Raw genomic sequence first — 25340 nt, 5'->3', positions numbered from 1 at the left:
GGTTTTTATTTAGCTATAGGAGAAAGCTAATCTATAGGATAGAAAAATATTTACTATTATAGATTTAAGTTAATTTGGTAATAATAATAGTTGAGCATCATTGAAAGGGGATAGCACCATGGAGCACATATTTATTTTAGTAAATTTAATACTTATACTAAGTATAGTTCTTCTTATGTACGTAATCAAAAATAGAAATAAGAGAAGAGCCTATATTAAGATTAGTGACAATAGTTTTTTAGCAGAAAATAAAGAAAAATTGGAAGATGCTATTGATGATATAGCCAGAGACCATAGAGAAATTGAAAAAATAAGTAGGAATGATTTAATTTCCAATTTAGATAAGCATTTTAATAATATATTGGGGTGCCATAATTTGTTTAAAGTGGATGAAAATAGAGAGTATTTCAAGATAAAAGGAACACAATGGATATTAGATAATATCTATGTTATTGAAAAAGAATATAAATTTATAAAAAAACATTTATCAAAGAAATATTTAAAATCACTACCTATACTAAAAAGTGGAGCATTAAAAGGATATCCTAGAATTTATGCTGTATCAAGAGAAATATTGGGAATTTATAGGGATAAGCTAACTAGGGATAATATTAATAAGTTTTTAAAAAGATATCAAGAAACAACCATATTAACCATGGGAGAATTATGGGCTTTACCTATAATGCTTAAAATAGCCTATTTAGAGATAATAGGAAAAAGCTCAGTATTGATAGTAGATAAAGCTAATGATAGACATAGAGGAGAAAGATTAGCTGATAGGATTATTAAGTATTATAATGAAGAAAATATGAAGAGAGCTATGGATTTCATATCTGAGAACAATATTAAATTTACAGAATACTTTGCGGATGCATTAATAAGAGTTTTAAGAGATAATGGAGTAAATTACGATGAATTAAATTTATGGATAGAAGATAAATTAAGCGAAAATGAAATTACTTTAGATAAAATTATTATAGATTCTAATAAAAGTGATGGTATCTATTCTATAGCCATTAGTAGTAGCATTAATGGCTTAAGAAATTTAGATGATATAAATTGGGAAGAAGTATTTAATATTAGCAATAAAGTAGAAGAAATATTAAGTAAAGATCCTGCTATGGTTTATAGTACTATGGATTTTTATTCCAAGGACTATTATAGACATGTTTTAGAAAAAATAGCTAGACAAAATAAAATTTCTGAGACATTTGTTGCTAGAAAAGTACTACAGTGTGCAGAAGTAAATAATGATAAAGAATTTGAAAATCATGTGGGATATTATCTAACTGATAGTGGTAGAGAAAAGCTAAATCATATTTTGAATATTGATTTTAAAGGATTTGAAAAGTTAAAAAATATGATAAAGGGAAGAGCTGTTGGTATTTATATAGGAACTATTGTTATTCTTACAGGCATACTATCGGGAGGATTTATAACTTGGAGCTATATAAATGATACAAATATATCAATATCTAAATATATTTTATCTGGAATAGTTACTATTATACCGCTCAGTGAGGTTGTGGTATCCATCTTAAATTGGAGTATTACTAATTTAAGCACACCTAATGTATTACCTAAAATTAATATATCCGATAGAATTCCTAAAGAAGGAATCACCTGTGTAGTAGTTCCTACTCTAATAGAAAGTATAGAGAAAGCTAAAAGTTTAATGGGTAATTTAGAAACTTATTATTTAGGAAATAATGATGAAAATCTATATTTTGCTATCTTGGGAGATTTTATAGATAGTCATAGAGAAAAAGAAGCAGAAGACGAAGTGATATCTAAATTTTGTTTAGAAGAAATTAATAAGTTAAATACAAAGTATAATGAAGATAGTGGTCGTTTTTTCTTTTTATGCAGACATAGAAGGTTTAATGAAAAGGAGAATAAGTGGCTAGGTTGGGAGCGAAAAAGAGGAAAACTAGAAGAGTTTAATAAGTTTATAAGAGGAGATAAAAATACCACTTATAGTGTTTTAAGTGAAGGTGTGGAAAAACTTTTTAAAGTAAAGTATGTTATAACTTTAGACGGAGATACCATACTTCCAAGAGAATCAGCAAAGATTTTAATTGGAGCAATGCTTCACCCGTTAAATAGAGCTTATACAAAGGAAGATGGAACTGTTTGGAGAGGGTATGGAGTAATACAACCTAAAGTTGGTATAGATTTAGAAAGTGCTAATAAAACTTATTTTTCTAAAGTATTTTCAGGAGAAGCTGGTATTGATATATATACATTTGCAATATCTGATGTATATCAAGACTTATTTGGAGAGGGTATTTTTACTGGTAAGGCCATATATGATGTGGATGTATTTACAAAGGTAACTCATGGAGTAATTGAAGAAAATCAAGTTCTAAGTCATGATTTATTAGAAGGATCTTTGGCAAGAACGGCTTTGCTTACAGATGTGGAGTTAGTAGATGGATATCCTTCTAACTTTATTGCAAGTTGTAAAAGACTTCATAGATGGGTGAGAGGTGATTGGCAACTATTACCATACATATTAAAGAAAAATAAATTAAATAGATTATCTAAGTGGAAGATGATAGATAATTTAAGAAGAAGCTTAATGGCTCCTTCTATGTTAATTTTATTACTTTGCTCTTTAGCAGGAATCCTTCCTGATGGTATAGATAAGTGGTATATGTCAGCTTTCATTGCTTTAATAACACCTATTCTATTTAATATGTCAGAAAATATAGTTTCGCCTATAAATGGAATAAGTCTAAGTGGAAAAGTTCAGAATTTCCAAATGGCTTTAAAGCAAGTATTTTTTATATATGCTTTTCTTCCTTTTAAAGCATATTTAATGGTAGATGCTATTATAAGAACACTATACAGATTAATAATAAGTAAAAAAAACTTATTACAATGGCAAACGGCTGAGGAAGCAGAAAGGTCTTCAGGAAAAGACTTTATAAGTTATTTTAAATACATGTGGCAAGAGATAGTAATAGCTTTATGTATTATGGTGGTAGCATGGAGAAGTGGCTTGGATACCTTTTATGTAATGATACCAAGTTGTATTATATGGGTTATTAGTCCAATAATAGCTTATATTATAGGTCAGAATATTAATGATGAAACAGTAAAATTAAGTGAATACGATAATAAGGTTTTAAAAAGGTTAACTAGAAGGATTTGGGCATATTTTGAAGACTTTGTCACTGAGGATACTAACTATCTTGGCGGGGATAATTATCAGGAAGAACCATATAGAGGATTAGCTATGAGAACTTCTCCTACTAATATTGGTATGACTTTAATTTCCAATATTGTTGCTATAGATATGGGGTACATTGGGACGGTTAAAGGTATAGAAAACTTGGGTAAAACCATAGATACTTTGAAAAGGCTAGAAACCTGTAAAGGGCATTTTTATAATTGGTATGATGTGGAGACACTTAGTCCTCTATTACCTAAATATGTTTCTACAGTAGATAGTGGAAATCTAGTATCTTATTTATATACCATAGAAGAAGCACTAAAAGAATTAAGAAACACACCTTACTTTAATAATAGAGTTGAAGGCATAGAGGATACTGTTTATCTTGCCATGGAAGAGCTGGAAGATGAAAGAAAAAAATATATGTACCTTAATGTTATTGAAAGAATAAAAAGAGAAGGAAAAGATATATTAACTTTTTATAATATGTTAAATAACTTTGAAGATATTGTACAGGAAGATATAGAAAATATAGATAGTACTTATTGGAATAAAAAACTATTAGATAATATAAAAGACTATTTAAGTGAAATTAATTTTTTATTTCCATTCATAGATGATATAAAGCTATTACCTAGAAGCAAGTATGAAAATATAATTAGAATTATTAGTAGTGATAGTTTAGGGCATATATATGATATTATAAAAGGGTTTAATTTTATATCTAATAATTTAAATGAATTTCAATTAGAAAGAATAAATAAGAATATAGATTTATGTAAAGAAAGAGTAGGAACACTATTAAAACAATTTACAAAAATTGAAGCCGAAATAAATAGAATTATAGATAATACAGATTTTAAATTTTTGTATAATGATGAAAGAAAGTTATTTCATATAGGCTATGATGTAGACAATGAATCATTAAGTAGTAATTACTATGACTTATTGGCATCAGAAGCTAGAACAACAAGTTTTATTGCAGTGGCTAAGGGAATAGTTCCAACATCTCATTGGTTTGCTTTAAATAGATCATTAACTTTAATGTATGGTAGAAAAGGATTGGCTAGCTGGAGTGGAACCATGTTTGAATACTTTATGCCAAGGATTTTAATGAAAAATTATAGGAATTCTATGTTAGATGAAACTTATAGGTCTGTAATGGAAGGTCAAATAAGATATGGAGATAAGAGGAAGGTTCCTTTTGGTATTTCAGAAAGTGCCTACTATAAATTTGATGTAGATTTAAATTATCAATATAAAGCCTTCGGTGTACCTAAAATTGGTATAAAAAGAGGATTAGAAGAAGAGTTAGTAGTATCACCATATTCTACTATCATGGGGCTTATGGAAAATATACCTAAGTCTATGGCAAATATAAGAAGTCTATTAAAACTTGAATGTTATGGAAAATATGGATTTTATGAAGCTATAGATTATACAGATAAAAGGATAAAAAATAAAAAGTTTGAAATAGTAAAATGCTATATGATACATCATTTAGGAATGAGTTTGTTGGCTTTAGATAATGTTATGAATAATAATATTATTCAAAGAAGATTTCATAGAATTCCCATGATCAGAGCTGTAGATATATTGCTTCAAGAGAAGATAAGTAAGAATGTGGTCTATGATAGAAAAGAAGATAATTTACAAGAAGTGAAAGAAGTGCAAAGGCAATATTCCATCCATAGAACATTTAAATTTGGAGAAAGTAAGTATCCCCAAACCATACTTCTGGGGAATAAAAATTATAACATCCTATTAAATACGGCAGGTGGTGGCTACTCTAAGTTTAAAAATGTAATGGTATATAGATGGAAAGAAGATTTGATTCGTAGTAGTTGGGGAAAGTTTTTTTATATTAAAGACACTAATTCTAATGAATATACATCTTCTACCTATGAACCTTGTAAAGAGCAAGGAGATAAATATGAAGTTAATTTCTATTTGTATAAGGCAGAATTCATAAAATACTGGAGAGATCTAGAAATAAATACTATAGTTCAAGTAATTCCTGAAGATAATTGTGAAATTAGGACTATTGATATAAAAAATAATGGTAGTGAAGAAAAAATCATAGAAGTTATTAGCTATAGTGAAGTAGTTTTACAAGGATACAGTGGAGATATATCACATCCTACTTTTGGGAATTTATTTATTACTACAGAATATATAGATGAATTAAGTGGAATACTTGCAAAACGCAGACCTCGTAGCGAAAAAGACAGGGACATATATACTCTTGAAAGTACACTAGGTGAAGAGGGATTTAAAACAGAGTATGATACGGCAAGGCTAAGTTTTATAGGAAGAAATCATTCAAAAGAAAATCCTATAGCTTTAGAAGAAAATGAACCTTTAAAAAATAATGTAGGCAATGTATTAGATCCTATAATTGCAATTAAGAGAATAATAAAAATTCCTAAAGGTGAAAGCAAATCTATAAAATATATAACAATTACAGGAAACTCTAGGGAGGATGTATTAAATAAGTCAAGAAATTATCAAGATAGTAATATTCTAGAGGAAAGTGTCCTAAGATCTGCTTTAAGTGTAGAAAAAAGTCTTATTAATAAAGGAATAAAACCAACACAAGAGATTATTTATGAGCGGTTTGCAAGTAGTATATTATTTAATAACTTTAGTTATACAAAGAGAATAAACAACCTAATTAATCTAAGTAGAAGTCAAAGAAATCTCTGGGCCTATGGAATTTCAGGAGATTTACCTATTGTATTGTTAACTATTAACAAGGAAAAGGAAAGTGATATCTTAAGACAGCTTATAAATTGCCATGGATATTTAGAAGAAAAGGGATTAAAGTTTGATATTGTAGTCATTAATGAAGAGGAAATAAGCTATGAAAAGCCTCTAGATAATGCACTAAAAAGAATAATATTGAATAGCTCTTTAAATGGACGAGAAAATACTTCAGGTGGCATATTTATAATTAATAATGAAAAAATGTCTAAAGAAGATTTGAATTTGCTTTATTCTATTGCAGCAATAATCGTAGACGGATCAGAAGGGCCTTTATTAAAACAAATTGAAAAAGCCATGAAAAATGAAGATTATCCATATGACTCAAGAAAGTATATCTGGGAAATGAGTGAACTAAAAGAAGCTAATTTAAGTTATAGTGATAGTAATATCCCTAAAGTAGAAACTTCAGAGTTAAGTTTTTTTAATGGATATGGAGGTTTTAATAATGAGGGAGAATATACAATTATACTAAAGGACGGAATGTCTACACCAGCTCCTTGGATAAATGTTATAGCCAATAATAATAGATTTGGATTTAATATAAGTGAGTCTGGTAGTAGCTATACTTGGTATAAAAATAGTAGAGAATTTAAAATTACTCCTTGGAATAATGATTTCATTGAAGATACCCCTAGTGAAGTTTTATACCTAGAAGAAGGGGATAAACTTTGGTCAATAACTCCTGAACCAATAAGAGATAAAGGAGAGTATGTAATAACTCATGGATTTGGATATTCCAAATTTACTCATTGTAAAAGTGGAATACTGGGGGAAATTACTGTATTTCCTTCAAAGGAGAGAAGTGCAAAGCTTATTAAGGTTAGCTTAAATAACTTAGTAGATAAGGAGAGAAATATAGCAATTACTTATATTGCAAGATTGTGTCTAGGAGATTTAAGAGAAAACAATTATAAGAAGATTTACACTGTAATAGATAAAGAAAACAAATACATATATGGAATCAATCCATATAGTAGTGATTTTTCATCTAGTCATGTTTATTTAAAAATAAGTGGAGGAAAAAATGAAAGTTTTAGTGGAGATGAAAGAGATTTTATTGTAAGTAAAGAATATATGGATTCTTTACCTGAACAGAACACTATAAGCTTATCAGGAAGGTGTGGTTCAGGATTAGAACCAGTACTTAGTGAGAAAGTTTACTTAAGATTAGGAGCTAATGAAGAAAAATCACTGGTAATTGTCTTAGGAGCAGAAGACAGTATTGAAGGAATTCAAAATTCCCTTGAAGAGTTTTCAGATATAACTAGAGTTGAGAAAGAGTTAGAAATGGTAAAAGGCTATTGGGAAAGGCTTTTAACTAAGATAAAGATAAAAACAGAGGATAAAGCTTTAGATTTCATGATTAATGGTTGGCTTCCTTATGAAACTATCAGTTGTAGATTATTTTCAAGAACAGCATTTTATCAATGTGGAGGAGCTTATGGATTTAGAGATCAATTACAAGACTCCATTCCAATGATTTATATACAGCCTGAAATTGCTAGAAATCAAATTCTTTATAGTGCTACTAGACAATTTGAAGAAGGAGATGTGCAACATTGGTGGCATCCAGTTGTAAATAGTGGAATAAGAACTAGATTTAGTGATGATTTATTATGGTTACCTTATGTTACTTGTATATATGTTAAAACCACTGGAGATTATAAGATTTTAGATGAAGAGATTGGATATTTAAAGGATGAGCCTTTAAGAGAAGGAGAAGATGAAAGGTATAATTTATCATCAAAATCAGATTTAAAAGAGTCCTTATACAATCACTGTATAAGAGCTATAAATAGAAGCTTAAAGTTTGGTTCCCATAATATTCCTCTCATGGGAAGTGGAGATTGGAATGATGGAATGAGCACTGTAGGAAATAAGGGTAAGGGAGAGAGTATCTGGCTTGGCTGGTTCCTATATGCTATATTAAAAGATTTTAAGGATCTATGCATATATAAAAGGGATGAGGATAATTATGAAAAATATATTAAGACTATGGATTTTATTAAAGAAAATCTAGAGATTCATGGATGGGATGGAAGTTGGTATAAACGTGCTTACTTTGATGATGGCACTCCACTAGGATCTCATGAAAATCAGGAATGTAAAATAGATGCCCTATCACAATGTTGGTCTGTAATATCAGAAGCAGGAGATAAGGAAAGAGCTAATATAGCTATGAGTTCTTTAGAAAAATATTTAGTAAAGCCTAAAGAAAAAATTATATTACTATTGAGCCCACCTTTTGATAAATCAGATTTAAAACCAGGATATATAAAAGGATATGTACCTGGAGTAAGGGAAAATGGAGGACAATATACCCATGGAGTTGCGTGGGTAGCTTTAGCTCTTGCAAAACTAGGAAGAGGAGAAGAAGCATATAACATATATTCCATGCTAAATCCTATAAATCATAGTTTAAACATAGAGGAAGCAAATGTATTTAAGACAGAGCCTTATGTTATGGCTGCAGATATATATTCGGTGGAACCTCATGAAGGAAGAGGCGGATGGAGTTGGTATACTGGAAGCTCAGGTTGGATGTATACTATCGCATTAGAACACATATTGGGTTTTAGATTAATAGAGGGAAAAGGGTTTAAAATTAAACCATGTGTACCTAAAGACTTTAAAGAATACTCTATAGACTATGTATATGGAAATGCTGTATATCATATCAAAGTAATTAGAAGTGGTAATTCTACCATAACTTTAGATGGAAATGTTATAGAAGGAGATATAATACCTGTTACCTCTGATGGAGAACATGAAGTAAAAATAAATATTTAATAAAAAATATAGGAATTGCCATTAAAGCAATTCCTATATTTTTTACTATTTAGTTGGAGTGTTTTTATTTATTGATGCTAAGGGTTGATCTTCAAAACCTAGAAGATCCGATTCCTCGTTATAGGTATAATCAAATTCTGCATTAGAGATGTTGTTTGCCACAATTGGATCTACAACATGATTTGGAAGCAGTACATAGTCTTCAAGAGAATGTGCTTTTACAGGTTTGGTACTAGCATCTAAAAAGTCTCTTTCATTAGGACCATAAGGTTTTGCACCATTAGACTTACTAGAATTGTTTTTTGAATCCATATAAAATACCTCCTTAAAGTAAGTGGTGATATATTTTAAAATTATATTAAAATACTGAAATGTATTTAATATGTTTAGTTTGCTTCAATACAGTAAATAAATACTAGAAATTTATGGGCTTTTATATAGTTCTAATTTAAATAAAAATAATCATATAGTAAGGTTAGAGATAGATAAACTAAAAAATAGAATAACAATTTCTAATATTGACATAATATAATATTAGAATTATAATAACTTTAATGTAATATTAAACAACTTTATTATTAATTGATCGGTGAGGCGAAGTAAGTAGTATTAAAAACAGATTTTCAGAGAGTGATAGATGGTGAGATTATCGCAATTATGCTTGATATGAATGGGTCGCTGAGATGTTGGGTGAATTTAAAGTAGTCTAGCACGGATGCTCACGTTATAGAGCTAGGATATGTTTGTATCTGAAAGAGGTGAGATTTTATTATCTCAAAATAGGTGGTACCGCGTGATTTATGCCCTATGGATTTATTCCATAGGGCTTTTATTTATAACTAAATGGAATAATTTTACGGATTGAAAGGAGAAAAAACATGGAAGATAAGAAAAAAGTTATGTTAAGTGGAATTAAGCCTTCTGGGGATTTAACACTAGGAAATTATTTAGGAGCTATAAAAAATTGGGTGAAACTACAAAATGAATATGAATGTTATTTCTTTATTGCAGATTTGCATGCAATTACAGTAAGACAGATACCAACTGAACTTAGAAAGAGAACTTTAGAAGTACTAGCAATTTATATTGCTGCAGGAATAGATACAGAAAAAAATACTCTATTCGTACAATCTCATGTACCAGCTCATTCTGAAGCTGCATGGCTTTTAACTTGCCATAGCTATATGGGAGAACTAAGTAGAATGACTCAGTATAAGGATAAATCTAAAAATAGTGGAGAAAGTATAGGGGCAGGATTATTTAGTTATCCAGTTATAATGGCTGCTGATGTATTATTATATCAAACAGATGTAGTGCCAGTTGGAATAGATCAAGTACAGCATTTAGAATTAGCTAGAGATATAGCTGACAGATTTAATAAATTATACAGTCCAACCTTTAAAATACCTGAACCATACGTAGGTAAGGCTGGAGCAAAAATAATGGACCTTCAAAATCCAGAAAAGAAGATGTCTAAGTCGGAAGAAAATCCTAATGGATATATCTTAATATTAGATCCACCAGAAGTCATAAGAAAAAAAATATCCAGAGCTGTAACTGATAGTGTAGGAGAAGTTAAATTCTGTGATGAACAACCAGGAGTTAAAAATTTAATGACAATTTTAAGCACTATTGAGGGCATATCTATGGAAGAAATAGAAGAAAGATATAAGGGGCAAGGTTATGCCCAATTTAAATTAGATGTAGCAGAGGCTGTAGTTAAGGAGCTTGAACCAGTTCAAAAGAGAGTTAAAGAGCTTTTAGATAATAAAGGTAAGCTAGAAGAAATCTTCAAAGCTGGGGCAGAAAAGGCAAATTATGTAGCTACAAAGACTTTAAGAAAGATGCAAAAGAAAATAGGATTAGTTCAGTATTAATATTATCAGTATTAATACTAAAGGTACTTTATATAAACTATTATTTATTAGTTTATATAAAGTATCTTTTAATTTTTTTGAAGTTAATATCTGTTACTACATCAGTATTTATGGTTAAGATAGTAGAAGCTTGTCTATGTATATCCTTTGTAAAATCTTAAGAAGCATCCTCTTTTTCAAAGGAACAAAAGATTGGATTATCATATATGGTTAAAATGAAATAAAGGAAAAATGTATAAATTGTAATAATTTCTTAATGAAATTGTAAGGTTTTTAAATTATAATATATCTATAGTATATTTTTTAAATATAGTATACTTATTAAATAATTTAATTTATAATGAATTAATACATTATTATAATAATAATTGGGGTGATTAAGTGGATAGAAAAATCTATGTTGTATTGACACAGACAGGAACTTTTTTTTCAAGAGCTATAAAGCTATATACTAGATATAATTATAATCATACATCTATAGCCTTAGATAAAGAATTAAAGCAATTATATAGCTTTGGAAGAAGAAAAATATATTTTCCACTTCATGCTGGTTTTGTTAGAGAACAAATTGATGGAGGAATATTTAAGCTATATAAAAGTACATCCTGTAGAGTTTATGAATTAAGTGTTACAGAAGATGAATATAATGAAGTTAAAGAGATTATAGATCGATTTGAAAGTGAACATGATAGATATAAATATAATTTTTTAGGCATTTTAGCTATAATGTTACACATACCTTATCAAAGAAGATATCATTTTTTATGCTCACAATTTGTGGCTTACGTACTAAAAGAAGGTAAAATCATAAACTTTGATAAAGATGTTTCTTTAGTGAAACCAGAGGATTTCGATGGAATAGAAAAGGGACAAGTAGTTTATAGTGGCTTATTAAGCCATTATGCATACTAAAATTATAATTATATATTTGTGGAATTATATTTTATTATTTTAATATTTATTACAATGGCAGTAAGATACAAATATCTTACTGCTTTATTTTGGTATAATTGAATTGAAAATGATAAATTTAGTATGATATTTAAACTAAAATTTTAGTGTTAATTTTAAATGTGATATACATAAAAACATTAATAATATTTGTGTTTATATTAATTAATATGGTATTATATAAAATGTGCTAAAAAGAGATACTATATAAATTGAAGATAATTTTAAATTTAAATAAAGGAGTTAAGGTAATGAGTGATTATATAAAGGAGATAGAGAAAAGAAGAACCTTTGCTATAATTTCCCACCCAGATGCAGGTAAAACTACACTTACTGAAAAATTACTTTTATATGGGGGAGCAATAAGACTAGCAGGATCTGTTAAAGCAAGAAAGACATCTAAGCATGCTGTTTCTGACTGGATGGAAATTGAGAAGAAGAGAGGAATTTCTGTTACATCTTCAGTAATGCAGTTTGGATATGAGGGATATTGTATAAACATATTAGATACTCCAGGACACCAGGACTTTAGTGAAGATACATATAGAACACTTATGGCTGCAGATAGTGCAGTAATGGTTATTGATGGAGCAAAAGGGGTAGAGGATCAAACTAGAAAGCTATTTCATGTTTGTAGTATGAGAGATATTCCAATATTTACTTTTGTAAATAAGATGGATAGAGAAACAAGAGACCCTTTTGAACTTATGGAAGAGATAGAAAATGAATTGGGTATAAAATCATATCCAATAAACTGGCCTATAGGTACAGGTATGCACTTTAAAGGTGTTTATGATAGAAATAATAAACAAATTCATATTTTTAAAGCTGGAGATCATGGACAGTTAGAAGTAAGTGAGACTGTTATAGATTTAGAGGATGAATCAGCAGCTAGAGAGGCTATAACCGATAGTCTATATGAAAAATTACTTGAGGACATAGAATTATTAGATATAGCTGGAGATGCCTTTGATGAAGAAAAGGTGAGAGTTGGAGAACTTACCCCTGTATTTTTCGGTAGTGCTTTAACTAATTTTGGTGTAGAACCATTTTTAGAGAACTTCTTAAAGTTAACTACAGCGCCATTAGGAAGAAATTCTGATATAGGAAAGATAGAGGCAACAGATGATAACTTTTCTGCTTTTGTATTTAAGATTCAAGCTAATATGAATAAGGCTCATAGAGATAGAATTGCTTTTATGAGAATATGTTCAGGTCAATTTGAAAAAGGTATGGAAGTTTATCATGTTCAAGGTGGAAATAAAATAAAGCTAGCACAACCTCAACAATTTTTAGCTCAAGATAGAGAAATTGTTGATAATGCTTATGCTGGAGATATTATAGGAGTATTTGACCCAGGTATATTTAGTATAGGTGATACCCTTTGTTCACCAAGCAAGAAGTTTAAGTTTGAAGGAATTCCAACCTTCGCACCAGAACACTTTGCAAGGGTTAGAACTGTAGATACTATGAAGAGAAAACAGTTTATAAAGGGTGTAACACAGATAGCTCAAGAGGGAGCAATTCAAGTATTTAAAGAGCTTCACATAGGAACAGAACAAATTATAGTAGGAGTTGTAGGAGTTCTTCAATTTGAAGTTTTAGAATTTAGATTAAAAAATGAATATAATGTAGATATAAAAATGGATATGCTTCCATATAGAAATATTAGATGGATTGAAGCTTTAGAAGGTAAAGTTGATGATTTAAGTTTAACAAGTGATTCTAAAGTTGTTAAGGATATTAAAGATAGAGACTTACTTATATTCCAAAATGATTGGGGGATTAGTTGGGCACTAGATCACAATAAGGGCTTAGTTTTATCTAATATTAGTAAAGGTGAATAATAGAAAAATTCCTCAAGTTTCTTTGAGGAATTTTTTTATTTAACTATTAAATTTATTTTTTACAGTTAGGTATTCTTCTATGTAGTCCATGGCAATAGTTAGAAGAGCTACTGCAATTATTAAATTAATTAAATTTCCTCCCATAACAAAAAATAAACCAATTAAAACTACCAATAGTAAAAAGCTACCAAACCAACGAAGATACATCATATATGTCAATCCTTTCTACATCCAAGTAAAGTAATAAGTTAGATCTTTTGACTATTTTCTCAAAAATATATAGGATTATAAGATCTGAAAATCATAGGTAAAATTATTTTGTGTAAAATATTTAATATTATTCTTTTATATTAAAAAATAAGGTTGAAATTCTATAGATTTAATGTATAATTTAATTGTATGGATACTGAATTTGTTGTATGGGTACAATATTGTATAATCATAAAGGGGGACTTTAAATGAAAGAAAAGGCATCAATAAAAGCATCGAGAAATAGTTTTAGAATCATTGAAATAGTTCAAATAGGACTTATGGCAGCGTTAACATATATAGCAACTGTAGTTATAGCTATACCAGTGGGAGATAATGCAGTTTTACATATAGGTGATGCAGTACTATTTTTATGTGCCATCTTACTAGGAAAAAAAAGAGGAGCTGTGGCTGCTGCTATAGGTATGACATTTTTTGATTTGTTTTCTCCATACTATATATGGGCGCCATTTACCTTTATTATAAAAGGAGTTATGGCATATATAGCAGGAGCTATAGCCTATAGAGGTGATTATCAAGGAGATAAATTTTGGAATAACTTATTTGCATTCATTGTAGCAGGAATAGTTATGATTTTTGGATATTTTCTTGCTGGAGGTTGCTTAAATCACTTTGTATATGGAATACCAACTATTGGACAAGGATTTATAGTGGCTTTAAAGGATATACCAGCTAATATACTTCAAGTATCAGGGGGAATTGCTATAGCATTACCACTTTCTATACCGTTAAAAAAATATTTAGCTAAATATTTATAATAGATAGAGCATCACTAAAGGTGGTGCTTTATTTTTTTATATTTTGGGGCAAACTAAATTAAAATAAAAAATTAACCTATTGACAATATATAAATGGAGTACTATTATGTAGATATACCCCCTGAGGGGGGAGGGGAGGTAAATGATGAGTGAAGAAAGAAAAAAAGCTTTGCAATTGTTAAAAACAGCAAGGGGTCAGATAGATGGGATTATCAAAATGATAGAAGAGGGGAGGTATTGTATCGATATTTCTAATCAAATCTTAGCATCACAAGCTTTATTAAAGAAATCAAACTTAGAAATTTTAAAAGGACACTTAAATCATTGTGTTAAGGATGCAGCAATAAATAATAATATGGATGAAAAGATTGTGGAAATAAATAATATATTAGAAAAGATAATTACAAAATAAAGAAGGTGAAAACATGGATAATAAATCATTTAAAATAGAAGGTATGACTTGTTCTGCTTGTGCAAATAGAGTAGAGAGAGCAATTAGTAAGTTAGAGGGGGTTGAAAAAGCAAATGTAAATTTTGCTACAGAAACTTTAACTGTAGATTTTAATAAGGAAAATTTAAATTCTCATAAGATTGAGGAAGCTGTAGTTAAAGCTGGGTATGGCGTAAAGAAAAATGTAAAAACCTACAATTTTAAAGTAGAAGGCATGACTTGTTCTGCCTGTGCTAATAGAGTAGAAAGAGTAACTAAAAAACTAGATGGAGTAGAAAATGCTACGGTAAATTTTGCCACAGAAAAGCTTACTATAAAAGTAAATGAAGATGAGATATCCTATGGTGATATAAAAGCAGCAGTAGATAAAGCTGGGTATAAGTTAATTAAAGAGGAAGTAAAAGATAAGGAAAAACAAGGAGAGGAAAAAAGTGAAGCTAGTAAATTACTTACAAGGTTCATATCTTCCCTAATTTTTACAGTTCCACTACTAATTATAACAATGGGTCACATGGTAGGGATGCATCTTCCATCTATAATAGATCCTATGACAAATCCGTTAAACTTTGCATTAATTCAGTTGATACTAACCTTACCAGTAATGATAGCTGGATATAAGTTTTATAAGGTAGGACTTAAAAATTTAGTTAAACTAAGTCCTAATATGGACTCACTAATATCCATAGGAACTTTGGCTGCTTTTATATACGGTATATTTGCTATATATAAAATAATGCAAGGGGATCATGAGTATGCAATGCATCTATATTTTGAATCTGCTGCAGTAATACTAACCTTAATAACCTTAGGTAAATATTTAGAAGCGGTATCTAAAGGTAAAACCTCTCAAGCTATAAAGGCTTTAATGGGTTTAGCTCCTAAAACAGCAACTATAATTAGAGATAACAAAGAAATTGTAGTACCTGTAGAAGAGGTTATAGTTGGGGATATAGTACTAGTAAAACCAGGTGAAAAGTTACCAGTAGATGGAGAAGTTATAGAAGGAAATACATCTATAGATGAATCAATGCTTACAGGAGAGAGCATACCCGTTGAAAAATCTATGGGAAGTAGTGTAATAGGGGCTAGTATTAATAAAACAGGATTTATTAAGTATAAGGCCACTAGAGTTGGTAGAGATACTGCTCTTGCACAAATAGTTAAGCTAGTAGAAGATGCTCAAGGTTCAAAAGCACCTATTGCTAAACTAGCAGATGTTATATCAGCCTACTTTGTACCTGTAGTTATAGGGCTTGCTGTAATTGCTTCAGTGGGTTGGTTGATTGCTGGTGAAACACCTATATTTTCTCTTACTATATTTATTGCAGTACTGGTTATTGCCTGCCCATGTGCTTTAGGTCTTGCTACTCCAACTGCCATTATGGTGGGAACAGGAAAGGGTGCTGAAAATGGTGTTTTAATTAAAGGTGGAGAACCATTAGAGACTACTTATAAATTAAAAACCATAGTATTTGATAAAACAGGAACTATAACAGAGGGAAAACCTAAGGTTACAGATATTATAACTAATGGTGAATCAGAGGAAGAAATTCTAATTTTAGCAGCTAGTGCAGAGAAGGGATCAGAGCATCCACTTGGTGAAGCCATTGTTAAAGATGCAGAGGAAAAAGGGTTGAGCCTTAAAGTAATCGATAAATTTAATGCTATTCCAGGACATGGTATAGAAGTAGAAATAGATAAAAAATCTATTCTTCTAGGAAACAAAAAACTTATGATGGAAAAAAACATTAATATTTCAAGTTTAGATGAAACTTCTGATAGATTAGCTTCAGAGGGAAAAACACCAATGTATATAGCTATAGATGGAAATGCTGCTGGAATTATAGCTGTAGCAGATACTGTTAAAGCAAGTAGTAAAAATGCTATAGAAAGTCTGCACAAAATGGGCATAAAAGTAGCTATGATAACTGGAGATAATAAGAGAACGGCGGATGCCATTGCAAAACAAGTTGGTATAGATATAGTATTATCAGAGGTTTTACCAGAGGATAAAGCAAATGAAGTGAAAAAGCTTCAAGTTGATGGAAATAGAGTAGGCATGGTTGGTGATGGTATTAATGATGCTCCAGCCCTTGCCCAGGCTGATATAGGAATAGCAATAGGATCTGGAACAGATGTAGCCATTGAATCAGCAGATATAGTTCTTATGAGAAGTGATTTAATGGATGTAATATCAGCCATAAAACTAAGCAAAGCAACTATTAAAAATATAAAGGAAAATTTATTCTGGGCCTTTGGTTATAACGTATTAGGAATACCGGTGGCTATGGGAGTATTACACATTTTTGGTGGCCCATTATTAAATCCTATGATAGCTGCAGGAGCTATGAGTCTAAGTTCAGTATCAGTATTATTAAATGCATTGAGACTTAGAAGATTTAAAGCTTAATATTCCTATTTATATAGGAAACTATATAAATATTAAGCTATATAAATAGGAAACTATATAAATAGTTAACTATTTGTTCTGTTTATCAGGGTTTAAAGGCATTTGATAATTTTAATGATAATATTAAATTATCATACTAATATATATTTTAGGAGGAGAAAGCGATGAAAAAGAAAATATTAATTGAAGGAATGAGCTGTAAAAACTGTGTAGCTCACGTAAAAAATGCTCTAGAAGAGTTAGCTGGAGTTTCAGAAGTAGAAGTTAATTTAGAGGGGAAATATGCTTTAGTAGAAGCTACTGAAAGTAATGATGTTTTAAAAGCTACTATAGAAGAAGAAGGATATGATGTAGTAGGCATAGAATAAAATTACCATAAATTATATAACAGAAAAATAATTAAATGTCTTAAAGGTTACTAGATTTTTATGAAAGTAAACTTTAAGGCATTTTTATTACCTATGGTTTTAAGAAGGTATATTTAAGAATAATCTATTATGTATATAAAATAATAATAATGTGATAATTATTCACATATAATTAAAATAACAGAAATATATAAGTTAATAGGAACTATTGATTAAATATTCTGAATATTATATAATATAACTATTAAAGTTAATGTATTTTATTAAAAAGTTTGGGGGCGTTTAAAATGATTCAAGTATTTTGTAAAGAAAAAGGCTCTGGGAAAACAAAAGCATTAATGAATTTAGCTAATTCAAAGGTAAGTAGCTCAAAAGGAAATCTAGTGTATATCGATGATGACACAAGAGGACTCCTACGTATTCATAAGAACATAAGGTTTATATGTTCTAAAGACTTTAATATTCATAATTACAAAGATTTTTACGGTTTTATATGTGGCATAATATCTAAAGACTATGATGTGGAAAGTATATTTATAGACGGTATTTTGAGTGACATATGTAATGATGCGGATGATTTTGGTTCAATACTAAATAAATTAGAATATTTATCAGAAAAATTTAAAGTTGACTTTTATGCCAACGTTAGTTGTGAAGAAAATAATATACCAGATACTATTAAAAAATATGTTGTTTAGAGAAAATTAGTATTTACTCTTGAAAAATGATAATAATAATAGTAATATGTATTTAAAATAGAATATAGTAAGAGACGATGAAGAAAAGAAGTAATTAAATGAATTTTAAAGAGAGCTGATGAGTGGTGTAAATCAGTAAAGGATTTTAATGAAATACATTTTAGAGTCTTAGGTCGAAGTAGTAGTAGGCTGTTACGGTTTCCTAACGTTATTAAGGAAGAGAATAATTTAAATGTTTTTAAAGATTTTAAATTATAAATTTGGGTGGTACCACGGAAATTTTCGTCCCTAGTATTTTTATACTAGGGACTTTTTTAGTTTCTTAATTATATTTGTTAAAATTGAAATCATAGCCGAAGATTAAAGTAAAAAAACTATAAGATGTTGGAGGAAGTTATGGAAAATTACAATGTATATGACGTTTTAAAGGAACGTGGATTTTTAAAGCAATTAACACATGAAGAAGAAATGAAAGAAATATTTGCAAAGGAAAAGGTAACTTTTTATATAGGATTTGATCCCACAGCAGATAGTCTTCATATAGGACATTTTATTGCTATGATGTTTATGTCTCATATGCAAAAGGCAGGGCATAGACCCATAGCTTTAGTTGGTGGTGGTACTGCAATGATAGGTGATCCATCAGGTAGAACAGATATGAGAAAAATGCTAACTAAAGAGGAAATTGATCACAATATATCTTGTATAAAAGGTCAACTTTCAAGGCTAATAGACTTTAGTGATGATAAAGCAATCCTAGAAAATAATGCAGACTGGCTTTTAGATTTAAATTATGTGGATTTTATAAGAAATATAGGTTCACACTTCTCAGTTAATAGAATGCTTACTGCTGAGTGCTTTAAACAAAGATTAGAAAAAGGATTATCCTTCTTAGAGTTTAACTACATGTTAATGCAAGGATATGATTTCTACGTATTGAATAAAAAGTATGATTGCACAATGGAATTAGGTGGAGATGATCAGTGGTCAAATATCTTAGCTGGAATGGAACTTATCAGAAGAAAAGAAGGTAAATCAGCTTATGGTATGACATGTTCACTACTTACAAATAGTGAAGGAAATAAGATGGGTAAAACAGCCAATGGGGCAGTATGGCTTGATCCTAATAAAACATCACCATTTGAATTCTACCAATACTGGAGAAACATTGATGATGCAGATGTAGAGAAGTGTCTATGCCTACTAACATTTGTTCCAATGGATGAAGTAAGAAGACTTTCAGCTTTAGAAGGAGCAGAAATTAACGAAGCTAAAAAGGTTCTTGCTTATGAGGTTACAAAACTTATCCATGGAGAAGAAGAAGCAGAAGGAGCTAAAAAGGCTGCAGAAGCTCTATTTAGTGGTGGAGTAGACATGAGCAATGTACCTACAGTAGAAATTGCTGAAGATATGAAATCTGCTTTAATTCTTGATATAATAGCACAAACAGGTATTGTTCCATCTAAGAAAGAAGGAAGAAGACTTATAGAGCAAGGTGGACTTACTATAAATGATATAAAAATAGAAGATGTTAATGAAATATTTAATGAAAGCTACCTAGAAAAGGATGGATATGCCTTAATAAAAAGAGGAAAGAAAAAATTCTATAAATTAGTGATAGCTTAGTAAAAAAAATTATGAGTATGCCTAATGGTATACTCATTGTTTTTGTAATATACTTCACTAAAATGAAAATGATACGATTAGTTTAATAGGGGGTGAAGTCTATGTCAAATGTATGGAAAATTAATATGGTACAAAACTATACAACAAGAGATGATTTTAACAAGCTCACCTTTAAAAAAGGAGATTCATTTTCTGCTAGAATTTTAAGGTTAGAGGGAAGTACAACTGATGTTATAATAAAGTTACTTGATGGAAGAGTATTTCCGGCAAGGGTAGATGGAGAAATACTTCAAGAAAATTTAGATGATTATATGTTTAAATTTCAACTAGATGGATTTGAAGGAGGAAAATTCCTTCTTAGAATATTAGAATCAAATGTTATAGATAGCCTTGGGAACAATGGTGACTCAGCTATTAAAGATCCATTAATGGAAGAACTACTTAAGAATTTAGATTTTCCAGTAGGCAAAGAGGATGTGCCTATATTAAAATCTATGCTTAAGAACAATATTCCAATTACAGAAGAAAATCTTTTAGAAATTAAGGGACTTAAGGAATTTATAGATCAAAGCAATAATTCTCCTAAGGAGTTAAATAAATTCATTGATAAATTTATAGAAGCTAAAGGAATACAAAATAATAGTTCTGAAGCTAAACAAATAAAAGAAACTTTAGGTAGAGTTTTAAATGAAATCAAGAATTTAAAGATAGATGATGTATTTGTTATGAAAGCTCTAGATATAAAGCTAAATGAACATAATATCAAAGCTTTTTCAAAGGTTATATCTAATGAATACAGTATTTTACCAGAGATAAAGGAAACTACCAATGTTATTAAAGAGCAGATTATTGGCAATATTAATAAAGATACACAGGGAGAAGCTATTGTTAATAGAAATTCAACTTTCATTGAAGGTGATAAATTAATATATTCTGAAAAAGATAGTTCTCAACCTATGGTATCAATAAAGGAAAGCTTAGAAAATAAAGAAGCTATATTATCTTCAGAAAAGATGGTAAACAAAGAAGGAAAGCATTCTAATGATATTATAAATGAAAGAACAATAGGAATAGTCAATGATGAAGATGATCTACTGGGGAAAATGGCATCTCACGGCAATGACGAAGTAGATAGCACTAATAAACTCTTTAAGCAGCTTAAATCAGATATCATGGTAGATAGAAGTATAACAAGCAATATGGTAAAGGATGAATTAAGAGAAAAAATATCCTTTATAAAAAATGATTTAATGGAATTAATTAAGTTATCCCAGAAAGAAACTAGTACTTTTAATAATGTGATTCAAAACTTAGAAACCAAGTTTCAAGAGTTTAAAATGTTTAATACAATAAATAATAATTATTATTTTCTTAATGTTCCACTGGATATGAAAGATAAGGAATATGATTGTAAGCTGATTATTAAGGATGAAAGAAGTAAAGGAAAAAAGTTAGATACTGAAAATATTAAAATAGCGGCTAGTGTAGCCACTGTAAATATGGAAAAGGTAGATGCTTATTTAACCGTTAATAAAAATTCAGCCACTATTGAAATAGAGAGTGAAGCCACATATGTAAAGATATTAGAAAGATTTAAGGGAAAGTTAATTAACGACTTAATGGATAGTAAGTATATGTTTAATATTTTTATAAAAGAGAAAAAACATGATTTTTCTTTTTCAAATTGCAGAAGTTTCTTTGAAGATGATGATTTCACTACAATTAATACTAGAGTTTAGCTAGGAGTGTGCTTATATGGAAGATAGAAAGAGAAAAAAAGCAGCAGCTTTAAAATATGAATATGGGCAGAATGCTCCAAAGGTTACAGCAGCAGGTATGGGTAATGTAGCTGATAAAATCCTTGAAGAAGCAGAAAAAAGTGATGTACCTATTGTATATAATGATGAACTTGCAGATATGCTTACTAAAGTGGATATAGATAGTGAAATTCCTTATGAGCTTTATGATGTAGTGGCAAAGGTTATAGCCTATGTTATGGAGATAGATAATAAGTACAAATAAATTTAAATAAAAAGATTATGAAATAGATAGTAGGTGGTTAAGTGGCATTATATGCAATTTCAGATCTTCATCTAGCCTCCACAGGAGAAAAGCCTATGGATATATTTGGGGAAAAATGGAGCAATCATGATGAAAAAATAAAAGAAAATTGGATTAGAATTGTGAAAGATGAAGATACAGTATTAGTAGCAGGGGATATTTCATGGTCTATGAATATGGAAAATGGCAAGGCTGATTTAGAATTTATAAATAATCTTCCGGGGAGAAAAATATTTGTTAGGGGAAACCATGACTATTGGTGGACTGGAATTACTAAGCTTAATTCTATGTTTCAGAGGATGGAGTTTATCCAAAATAATTTTTTCGTATATGAGGATTATGCTATATGTGGAAGTCGGGGATGGATTTTAAAGAATAATCCCAAATTTAATTCTCACGATAAAAAAATCTATGATAGAGAACTTATAAGATTAAGATTTTCCATAGATGCAGCAATAAAAAGTGGTTTTAAAAAAATAATATGTATGATTCATTATCCACCTATATTTCCTAATATGCAGGAAAATGAATTTTTAGAAATGTTTAAGGAATATAACGTGGATAAGGTAATCTATGGACATCTTCATGGTGGAGGACTTTTAAATGTCTTTGAAGGAGAAAAAGATGGGGTTGAGTATATTTTAACATCCTGTGATTATATAGATTTTGCTCCTATTAAGATTTTAGATTAATAAAAAATTCAATAAAAGTCATATAAAATACCATAAAAAATACCATTATATGATATAATTAAATACGGATTAATAGAATTGGTTAGTAAAGGAATGACATATATGGCAGTTATTGAGTGGAAGAGTTTTTTAATTCCATACGACCAAGCAGTAGAGGAATTAAAAGTAAAGTTTAGAAGTATAAGAAGAGAATTAAGAAAGAAAAATGAATACTCACCTATTGAATTTGTAACGGGTAGGGTTAAAGAGGTTTCCAGTATACTAGAGAAAGCTAATAAATTTGATATACCTTTAGATAGAATCCAGTATGAAATGGAAGACATTGCTGGACTGAGAATCATGTGCCAATTTGTAGATGATATAGATAAAGTAGTAAATATAATACGTGAAAGAAAAGACATGCATATAATTTATGAAAAAGATTATGTTACTAATGTAAAATCTAGTGGTTATAGAAGTTATCATATGATTATAAAGTATCCAGTAAATATGGCATCTGGAATGTGTGAAGTGCTTGCTGAATTTCAAATAAGAACTTTGGCAATGAACTTCTGGGCTACAGTGGAACATTCTTTAAATTATAAATATAAGCATGCTATACCAATAGACATTAAAGGAAAGCTTAAAAGTGCAGCAGATGCAGCCTTTAACTTAGATACAGAAATGTTAGCAATAAAAGATGAAATAAAGGATGCTCAAAAGCTATTTGAGGTAAAATCTTCTTTAGTAAGTAATATAGTGGAAAATATATTAACTATATCTTCCCTAGGGAAAACTGGAGAAGCATCAAGGTTTACAGAAGAGCTTAATAAGTTATTAGAAGTAGGAGATGTATTTGAACTTACAAGCCTATTAGAAGAAACTAAAAAGGTTCTTGAAAGGTACAAATAATTCATTGGTACAAAAGTTTTATATTCCTCATATGATGATATAAGCAATATTTCATGAGGTATAAAATGAGTGAGCAATTAATTAAATTTCAATCAACTACTTATGGAGATAAGTATGTAGATGCTAAGGTTGAAACTGGTGATGATAACAGAGGTGTTATCTATGGTAGAGTAATTGATAAAAATAATAAACCAATTAGTGATGCAGTAGTAAAGTTAATCATACTTGAAGATCCAAATGACCCATTAAGTATACTACCTATAACCCATACTTTTACAGATGAATATGGTCAATTTTTATTTGGTCCATTACCACCAAATAAGACCTATCTAATAAAAATATGGCATGATGATATTTATGTTAGGCCTGTTACCATAAAAGATAAAGAAGCAAGACATAGTTGCATAACCATAAGAGAAGGTAAATATTCTGATAATAGTGAAAGAAAATTACCAATAAATCATAGTGAAAAATAAAACAGAGGAGATTTTCCTCTGTTTTTTAACTTTATGTCCTAACTTATTCATAGAATACTCTTTTTGCTAAAACTTTTTAATGTTCTTTGTAAGAATATTAAAAAACAAAATAGATTTTATAGCATAAGTGAGAATTAATGCATTTATGTTATATAATTATATATAAATTAGTTACATACATATATATATATATATATATATAGTATTTTACAATTAGTTAAAAATATGTAAAGTATATTGTGAGAGATGAAATAAGGGAGGAAGCATATGAATAGAATATTACGAAACAGAAGTATTATGATTTTATGGATTCAAGAGCTTTATCTAGATTTGGTGATGCTATTGAAAGCTTAGCACTTATGTATTTAGTGTATGAATTAACAGGGTCTGGACTTGCTATGGGAACAGTTATGTTATTTAGTGGAATTCCTAATATATTTATAGGACCAATTGCAGGAGTAATTGTAGATAGATACAATAAAAAAGCAATAATGTTTATATGTGAATTAGTGAGGGCAGTAGCCTTAATATTGATTCCAGTATTTATGTATTTTAATATAATAAGTTTATGGCATATTTATATTCTAGCAAGTGTAGCATCAATAGCTGAGAGTTTTTATGAGCCATGCTATGGAGTAGCAAGTATTCAAATAACACCTAAAGAGGATTTACCTCTTGTAAATAGTTTAACTACCACCACTAATTCTATAATGAGGTCTATAGGTTATGCTCTAGCAGGGGTTATTATGGTAGCTTTAAACAAAGAAATATTATTTATTATAGATGCAGTAACATTTTTTATATCAGCTATTGCTGCACTAATTATATCCCTTCCTAAGGTTGAGAATAAAAATATTACAAATCCAAAAGAAATATTATTTGATTTAAGGTATGCTGGAAAGTATATAGCTTCAAATAAACACATAACTATAATGCTTATAGTTATATTTATAATAAATTGTGGAATAATTCCTTTAACATCATTTTTACCTATTTTTAGTGATGTTCATTTAAGTCTTGGAGAAGCTTGGTCTGGATATTTTATGACAACATTCTCCATTGGAACTATATTGGGGGCAGTAATATATCCTATGTTAGTGAAGAAAAATTTAAAGTTGAGAAGTGCATACTTATATAGTTTTACTATAATGGGAATTTGGGTATTATTAGTATGTCTATTTAATCATAGGTATATAGCATTAGCCATGTTTTTATTATTGGTTCTATAAT

General features: G+C 29.4%; 18 protein-coding genes and 2 other annotated features. Of the genes, 16 read left to right on the top strand and 2 right to left on the bottom strand.

What is annotated here, in order from left to right; genetic code table 11:
• Positions 1-118 precede the first annotated feature (118 nt).
• Positions 119-8734 carry a GH36-type glycosyl hydrolase domain-containing protein gene (locus tag B3B03_RS16635; protein ID WP_346877853.1) on the top strand — a complete coding sequence of 2872 codons (8616 nt, stop codon included), beginning with the start codon at positions 119-121 and terminating at the stop codon, positions 8732-8734.
• A 45-nt stretch (positions 8735-8779) separates the two neighbouring features.
• On the opposite strand, the gene B3B03_RS16630 is transcribed toward B3B03_RS16635, so the two are convergent.
• On the bottom strand, positions 8780-9046 hold the full coding sequence (locus B3B03_RS16630) for a hypothetical protein (protein ID WP_051824017.1): 267 nt from the start codon (positions 9044-9046) through the stop codon (positions 8780-8782).
• Positions 9047-9314: 268 nt separating this feature from the next.
• Positions 9315-9545, top strand: a binding site (T-box leader).
• Between the two features lie 67 nt (positions 9546-9612).
• Here B3B03_RS16630 and trpS point away from each other — a divergent pair.
• The 3 genes from trpS (at position 9613) to B3B03_RS16615 (ending at position 13409) form a co-directional block, all read left to right on the top strand.
• Positions 9613-10611: a tryptophan--tRNA ligase gene (trpS, locus tag B3B03_RS16625; RefSeq protein WP_346848941.1), complete on the top strand. Its 999-nt coding sequence runs from the start codon at positions 9613-9615 to the stop codon at positions 10609-10611.
• 381 nt (positions 10612-10992) lie between these two features.
• A complete protein-coding gene (locus tag B3B03_RS16620) occupies positions 10993-11523 on the top strand; it encodes a hypothetical protein (RefSeq protein ID WP_346848942.1) in 531 nt (176 codons plus the stop codon).
• Positions 11524-11813: 290 nt separating this feature from the next.
• Positions 11814-13409 (top strand): peptide chain release factor 3, encoded by a 1596-nt coding sequence (locus B3B03_RS16615; RefSeq protein WP_346848943.1) that lies wholly within the window; start codon positions 11814-11816, stop codon positions 13407-13409.
• Positions 13410-13448: 39 nt separating this feature from the next.
• On the opposite strand, the gene B3B03_RS16610 is transcribed toward B3B03_RS16615, so the two are convergent.
• On the bottom strand, positions 13449-13619 hold the full coding sequence (locus tag B3B03_RS16610; protein ID WP_156964319.1) for a hypothetical protein: 171 nt from the start codon (positions 13617-13619) through the stop codon (positions 13449-13451).
• Between the two features lie 248 nt (positions 13620-13867).
• On the opposite strand from B3B03_RS16610, the gene B3B03_RS16605 reads away from it, so the two are divergent.
• The 12 genes from B3B03_RS16605 (at position 13868) to B3B03_RS16550 (ending at position 25339) form a co-directional block, all read left to right on the top strand.
• On the top strand, positions 13868-14437 hold the full coding sequence (locus B3B03_RS16605) for an ECF transporter S component (protein ID WP_346877852.1): 570 nt from the start codon (positions 13868-13870) through the stop codon (positions 14435-14437).
• A gap of 145 nt (positions 14438-14582) precedes the next feature.
• Positions 14583-14849 carry a metal-sensing transcriptional repressor gene (locus B3B03_RS16600; protein ID WP_035132480.1) on the top strand — a complete coding sequence of 89 codons (267 nt, stop codon included), beginning with the start codon at positions 14583-14585 and terminating at the stop codon, positions 14847-14849.
• A gap of 13 nt (positions 14850-14862) precedes the next feature.
• Positions 14863-17298 (top strand): heavy metal translocating P-type ATPase, encoded by a 2436-nt coding sequence (locus B3B03_RS16595; protein WP_346848945.1) that lies wholly within the window; start codon positions 14863-14865, stop codon positions 17296-17298.
• Between the two features lie 164 nt (positions 17299-17462).
• The gene (locus B3B03_RS16590; RefSeq protein ID WP_035132469.1) at positions 17463-17666 is read left to right on the top strand and encodes a heavy-metal-associated domain-containing protein; all 204 of its coding nucleotides are present in this window, start codon (positions 17463-17465) and stop codon (positions 17664-17666) included.
• Between the two features lie 287 nt (positions 17667-17953).
• Positions 17954-18364, top strand: a complete 411-nt coding sequence (locus B3B03_RS16585; RefSeq protein WP_346848946.1) for a hypothetical protein — start codon at positions 17954-17956, stop codon at positions 18362-18364.
• 68 nt (positions 18365-18432) lie between these two features.
• Positions 18433-18657, top strand: a binding site (T-box leader).
• Positions 18658-18760: 103 nt separating this feature from the next.
• Positions 18761-19990 (top strand): tyrosine--tRNA ligase, encoded by a 1230-nt coding sequence (tyrS, locus tag B3B03_RS16580; protein WP_346877851.1) that lies wholly within the window; start codon positions 18761-18763, stop codon positions 19988-19990.
• A 101-nt stretch (positions 19991-20091) separates the two neighbouring features.
• Positions 20092-21729, top strand: coding sequence for a hypothetical protein (locus B3B03_RS16575; RefSeq protein WP_346848948.1), 1638 nt, complete (start codon positions 20092-20094; stop codon positions 21727-21729).
• Positions 21730-21745: 16 nt separating this feature from the next.
• On the top strand, positions 21746-22012 hold the full coding sequence (locus B3B03_RS16570; protein ID WP_346848949.1) for an EscU/YscU/HrcU family type III secretion system export apparatus switch protein: 267 nt from the start codon (positions 21746-21748) through the stop codon (positions 22010-22012).
• A gap of 41 nt (positions 22013-22053) precedes the next feature.
• Positions 22054-22743 carry a metallophosphoesterase gene (locus B3B03_RS16565; protein WP_346848950.1) on the top strand — a complete coding sequence of 230 codons (690 nt, stop codon included), beginning with the start codon at positions 22054-22056 and terminating at the stop codon, positions 22741-22743.
• A gap of 102 nt (positions 22744-22845) precedes the next feature.
• Positions 22846-23634 carry a GTP pyrophosphokinase gene (locus tag B3B03_RS16560; protein ID WP_035132458.1) on the top strand — a complete coding sequence of 263 codons (789 nt, stop codon included), beginning with the start codon at positions 22846-22848 and terminating at the stop codon, positions 23632-23634.
• 65 nt (positions 23635-23699) lie between these two features.
• Positions 23700-24110 carry a carboxypeptidase-like regulatory domain-containing protein gene (locus B3B03_RS16555; protein ID WP_346877850.1) on the top strand — a complete coding sequence of 137 codons (411 nt, stop codon included), beginning with the start codon at positions 23700-23702 and terminating at the stop codon, positions 24108-24110.
• A 305-nt stretch (positions 24111-24415) separates the two neighbouring features.
• Complete coding sequence (locus tag B3B03_RS16550) at positions 24416-25339, top strand: MFS transporter (RefSeq protein WP_346877849.1); 924 nt, start codon at positions 24416-24418, stop codon at positions 25337-25339.
• Position 25340: the final 1 nt, after the last annotated feature.

The organism is Clostridium sp. UBA5712 (assembly GCF_002419845.1).
In the GTDB taxonomy this organism is placed as follows: domain Bacteria; phylum Bacillota; class Clostridia; order Clostridiales; family Clostridiaceae; genus Clostridium_J; species Clostridium_J sulfidigenes.
The sequence above is the reverse complement of the archived record's forward strand: the minus strand, read 5'-3'. Positions and strand labels throughout refer to the sequence as shown.

What these genes read in the sequence shown, in the direction of transcription:
- B3B03_RS16595 (WP_346848945.1), top strand. Translation starts at nt 14,863, where the DNA reads ATGGATAATAAATCATTTAAAATAGAAGGTATGACTTGTTCTGCTTGT.
- B3B03_RS16605 (WP_346877852.1), top strand. Translation starts at nt 13,868, where the DNA reads ATGAAAGAAAAGGCATCAATAAAAGCATCGAGAAATAGTTTTAGAATC.
- B3B03_RS16590 (WP_035132469.1), top strand. Translation starts at nt 17,463, where the DNA reads ATGAAAAAGAAAATATTAATTGAAGGAATGAGCTGTAAAAACTGTGTA.
- B3B03_RS16560 (WP_035132458.1), top strand. Translation starts at nt 22,846, where the DNA reads ATGGCAGTTATTGAGTGGAAGAGTTTTTTAATTCCATACGACCAAGCA.
- B3B03_RS16585 (WP_346848946.1), top strand. Translation starts at nt 17,954, where the DNA reads ATGATTCAAGTATTTTGTAAAGAAAAAGGCTCTGGGAAAACAAAAGCA.
- B3B03_RS16630 (WP_051824017.1), bottom strand. Translation starts at nt 9,046, where the DNA reads ATGGATTCAAAAAACAATTCTAGTAAGTCTAATGGTGCAAAACCTTAT.
- B3B03_RS16575 (WP_346848948.1), top strand. Translation starts at nt 20,092, where the DNA reads ATGTCAAATGTATGGAAAATTAATATGGTACAAAACTATACAACAAGA.
- B3B03_RS16635 (WP_346877853.1), top strand. Translation starts at nt 119, where the DNA reads ATGGAGCACATATTTATTTTAGTAAATTTAATACTTATACTAAGTATA.
- B3B03_RS16610 (WP_156964319.1), bottom strand. Translation starts at nt 13,619, where the DNA reads ATGATGTATCTTCGTTGGTTTGGTAGCTTTTTACTATTGGTAGTTTTA.
- tyrS (WP_346877851.1), top strand. Translation starts at nt 18,761, where the DNA reads ATGGAAAATTACAATGTATATGACGTTTTAAAGGAACGTGGATTTTTA.
- B3B03_RS16550 (WP_346877849.1), top strand. Translation starts at nt 24,416, where the DNA reads ATGGATTCAAGAGCTTTATCTAGATTTGGTGATGCTATTGAAAGCTTA.
- B3B03_RS16615 (WP_346848943.1), top strand. Translation starts at nt 11,814, where the DNA reads ATGAGTGATTATATAAAGGAGATAGAGAAAAGAAGAACCTTTGCTATA.
- B3B03_RS16555 (WP_346877850.1), top strand. Translation starts at nt 23,700, where the DNA reads ATGAGTGAGCAATTAATTAAATTTCAATCAACTACTTATGGAGATAAG.
- B3B03_RS16570 (WP_346848949.1), top strand. Translation starts at nt 21,746, where the DNA reads ATGGAAGATAGAAAGAGAAAAAAAGCAGCAGCTTTAAAATATGAATAT.
- B3B03_RS16600 (WP_035132480.1), top strand. Translation starts at nt 14,583, where the DNA reads ATGAGTGAAGAAAGAAAAAAAGCTTTGCAATTGTTAAAAACAGCAAGG.
- trpS (WP_346848941.1), top strand. Translation starts at nt 9,613, where the DNA reads ATGGAAGATAAGAAAAAAGTTATGTTAAGTGGAATTAAGCCTTCTGGG.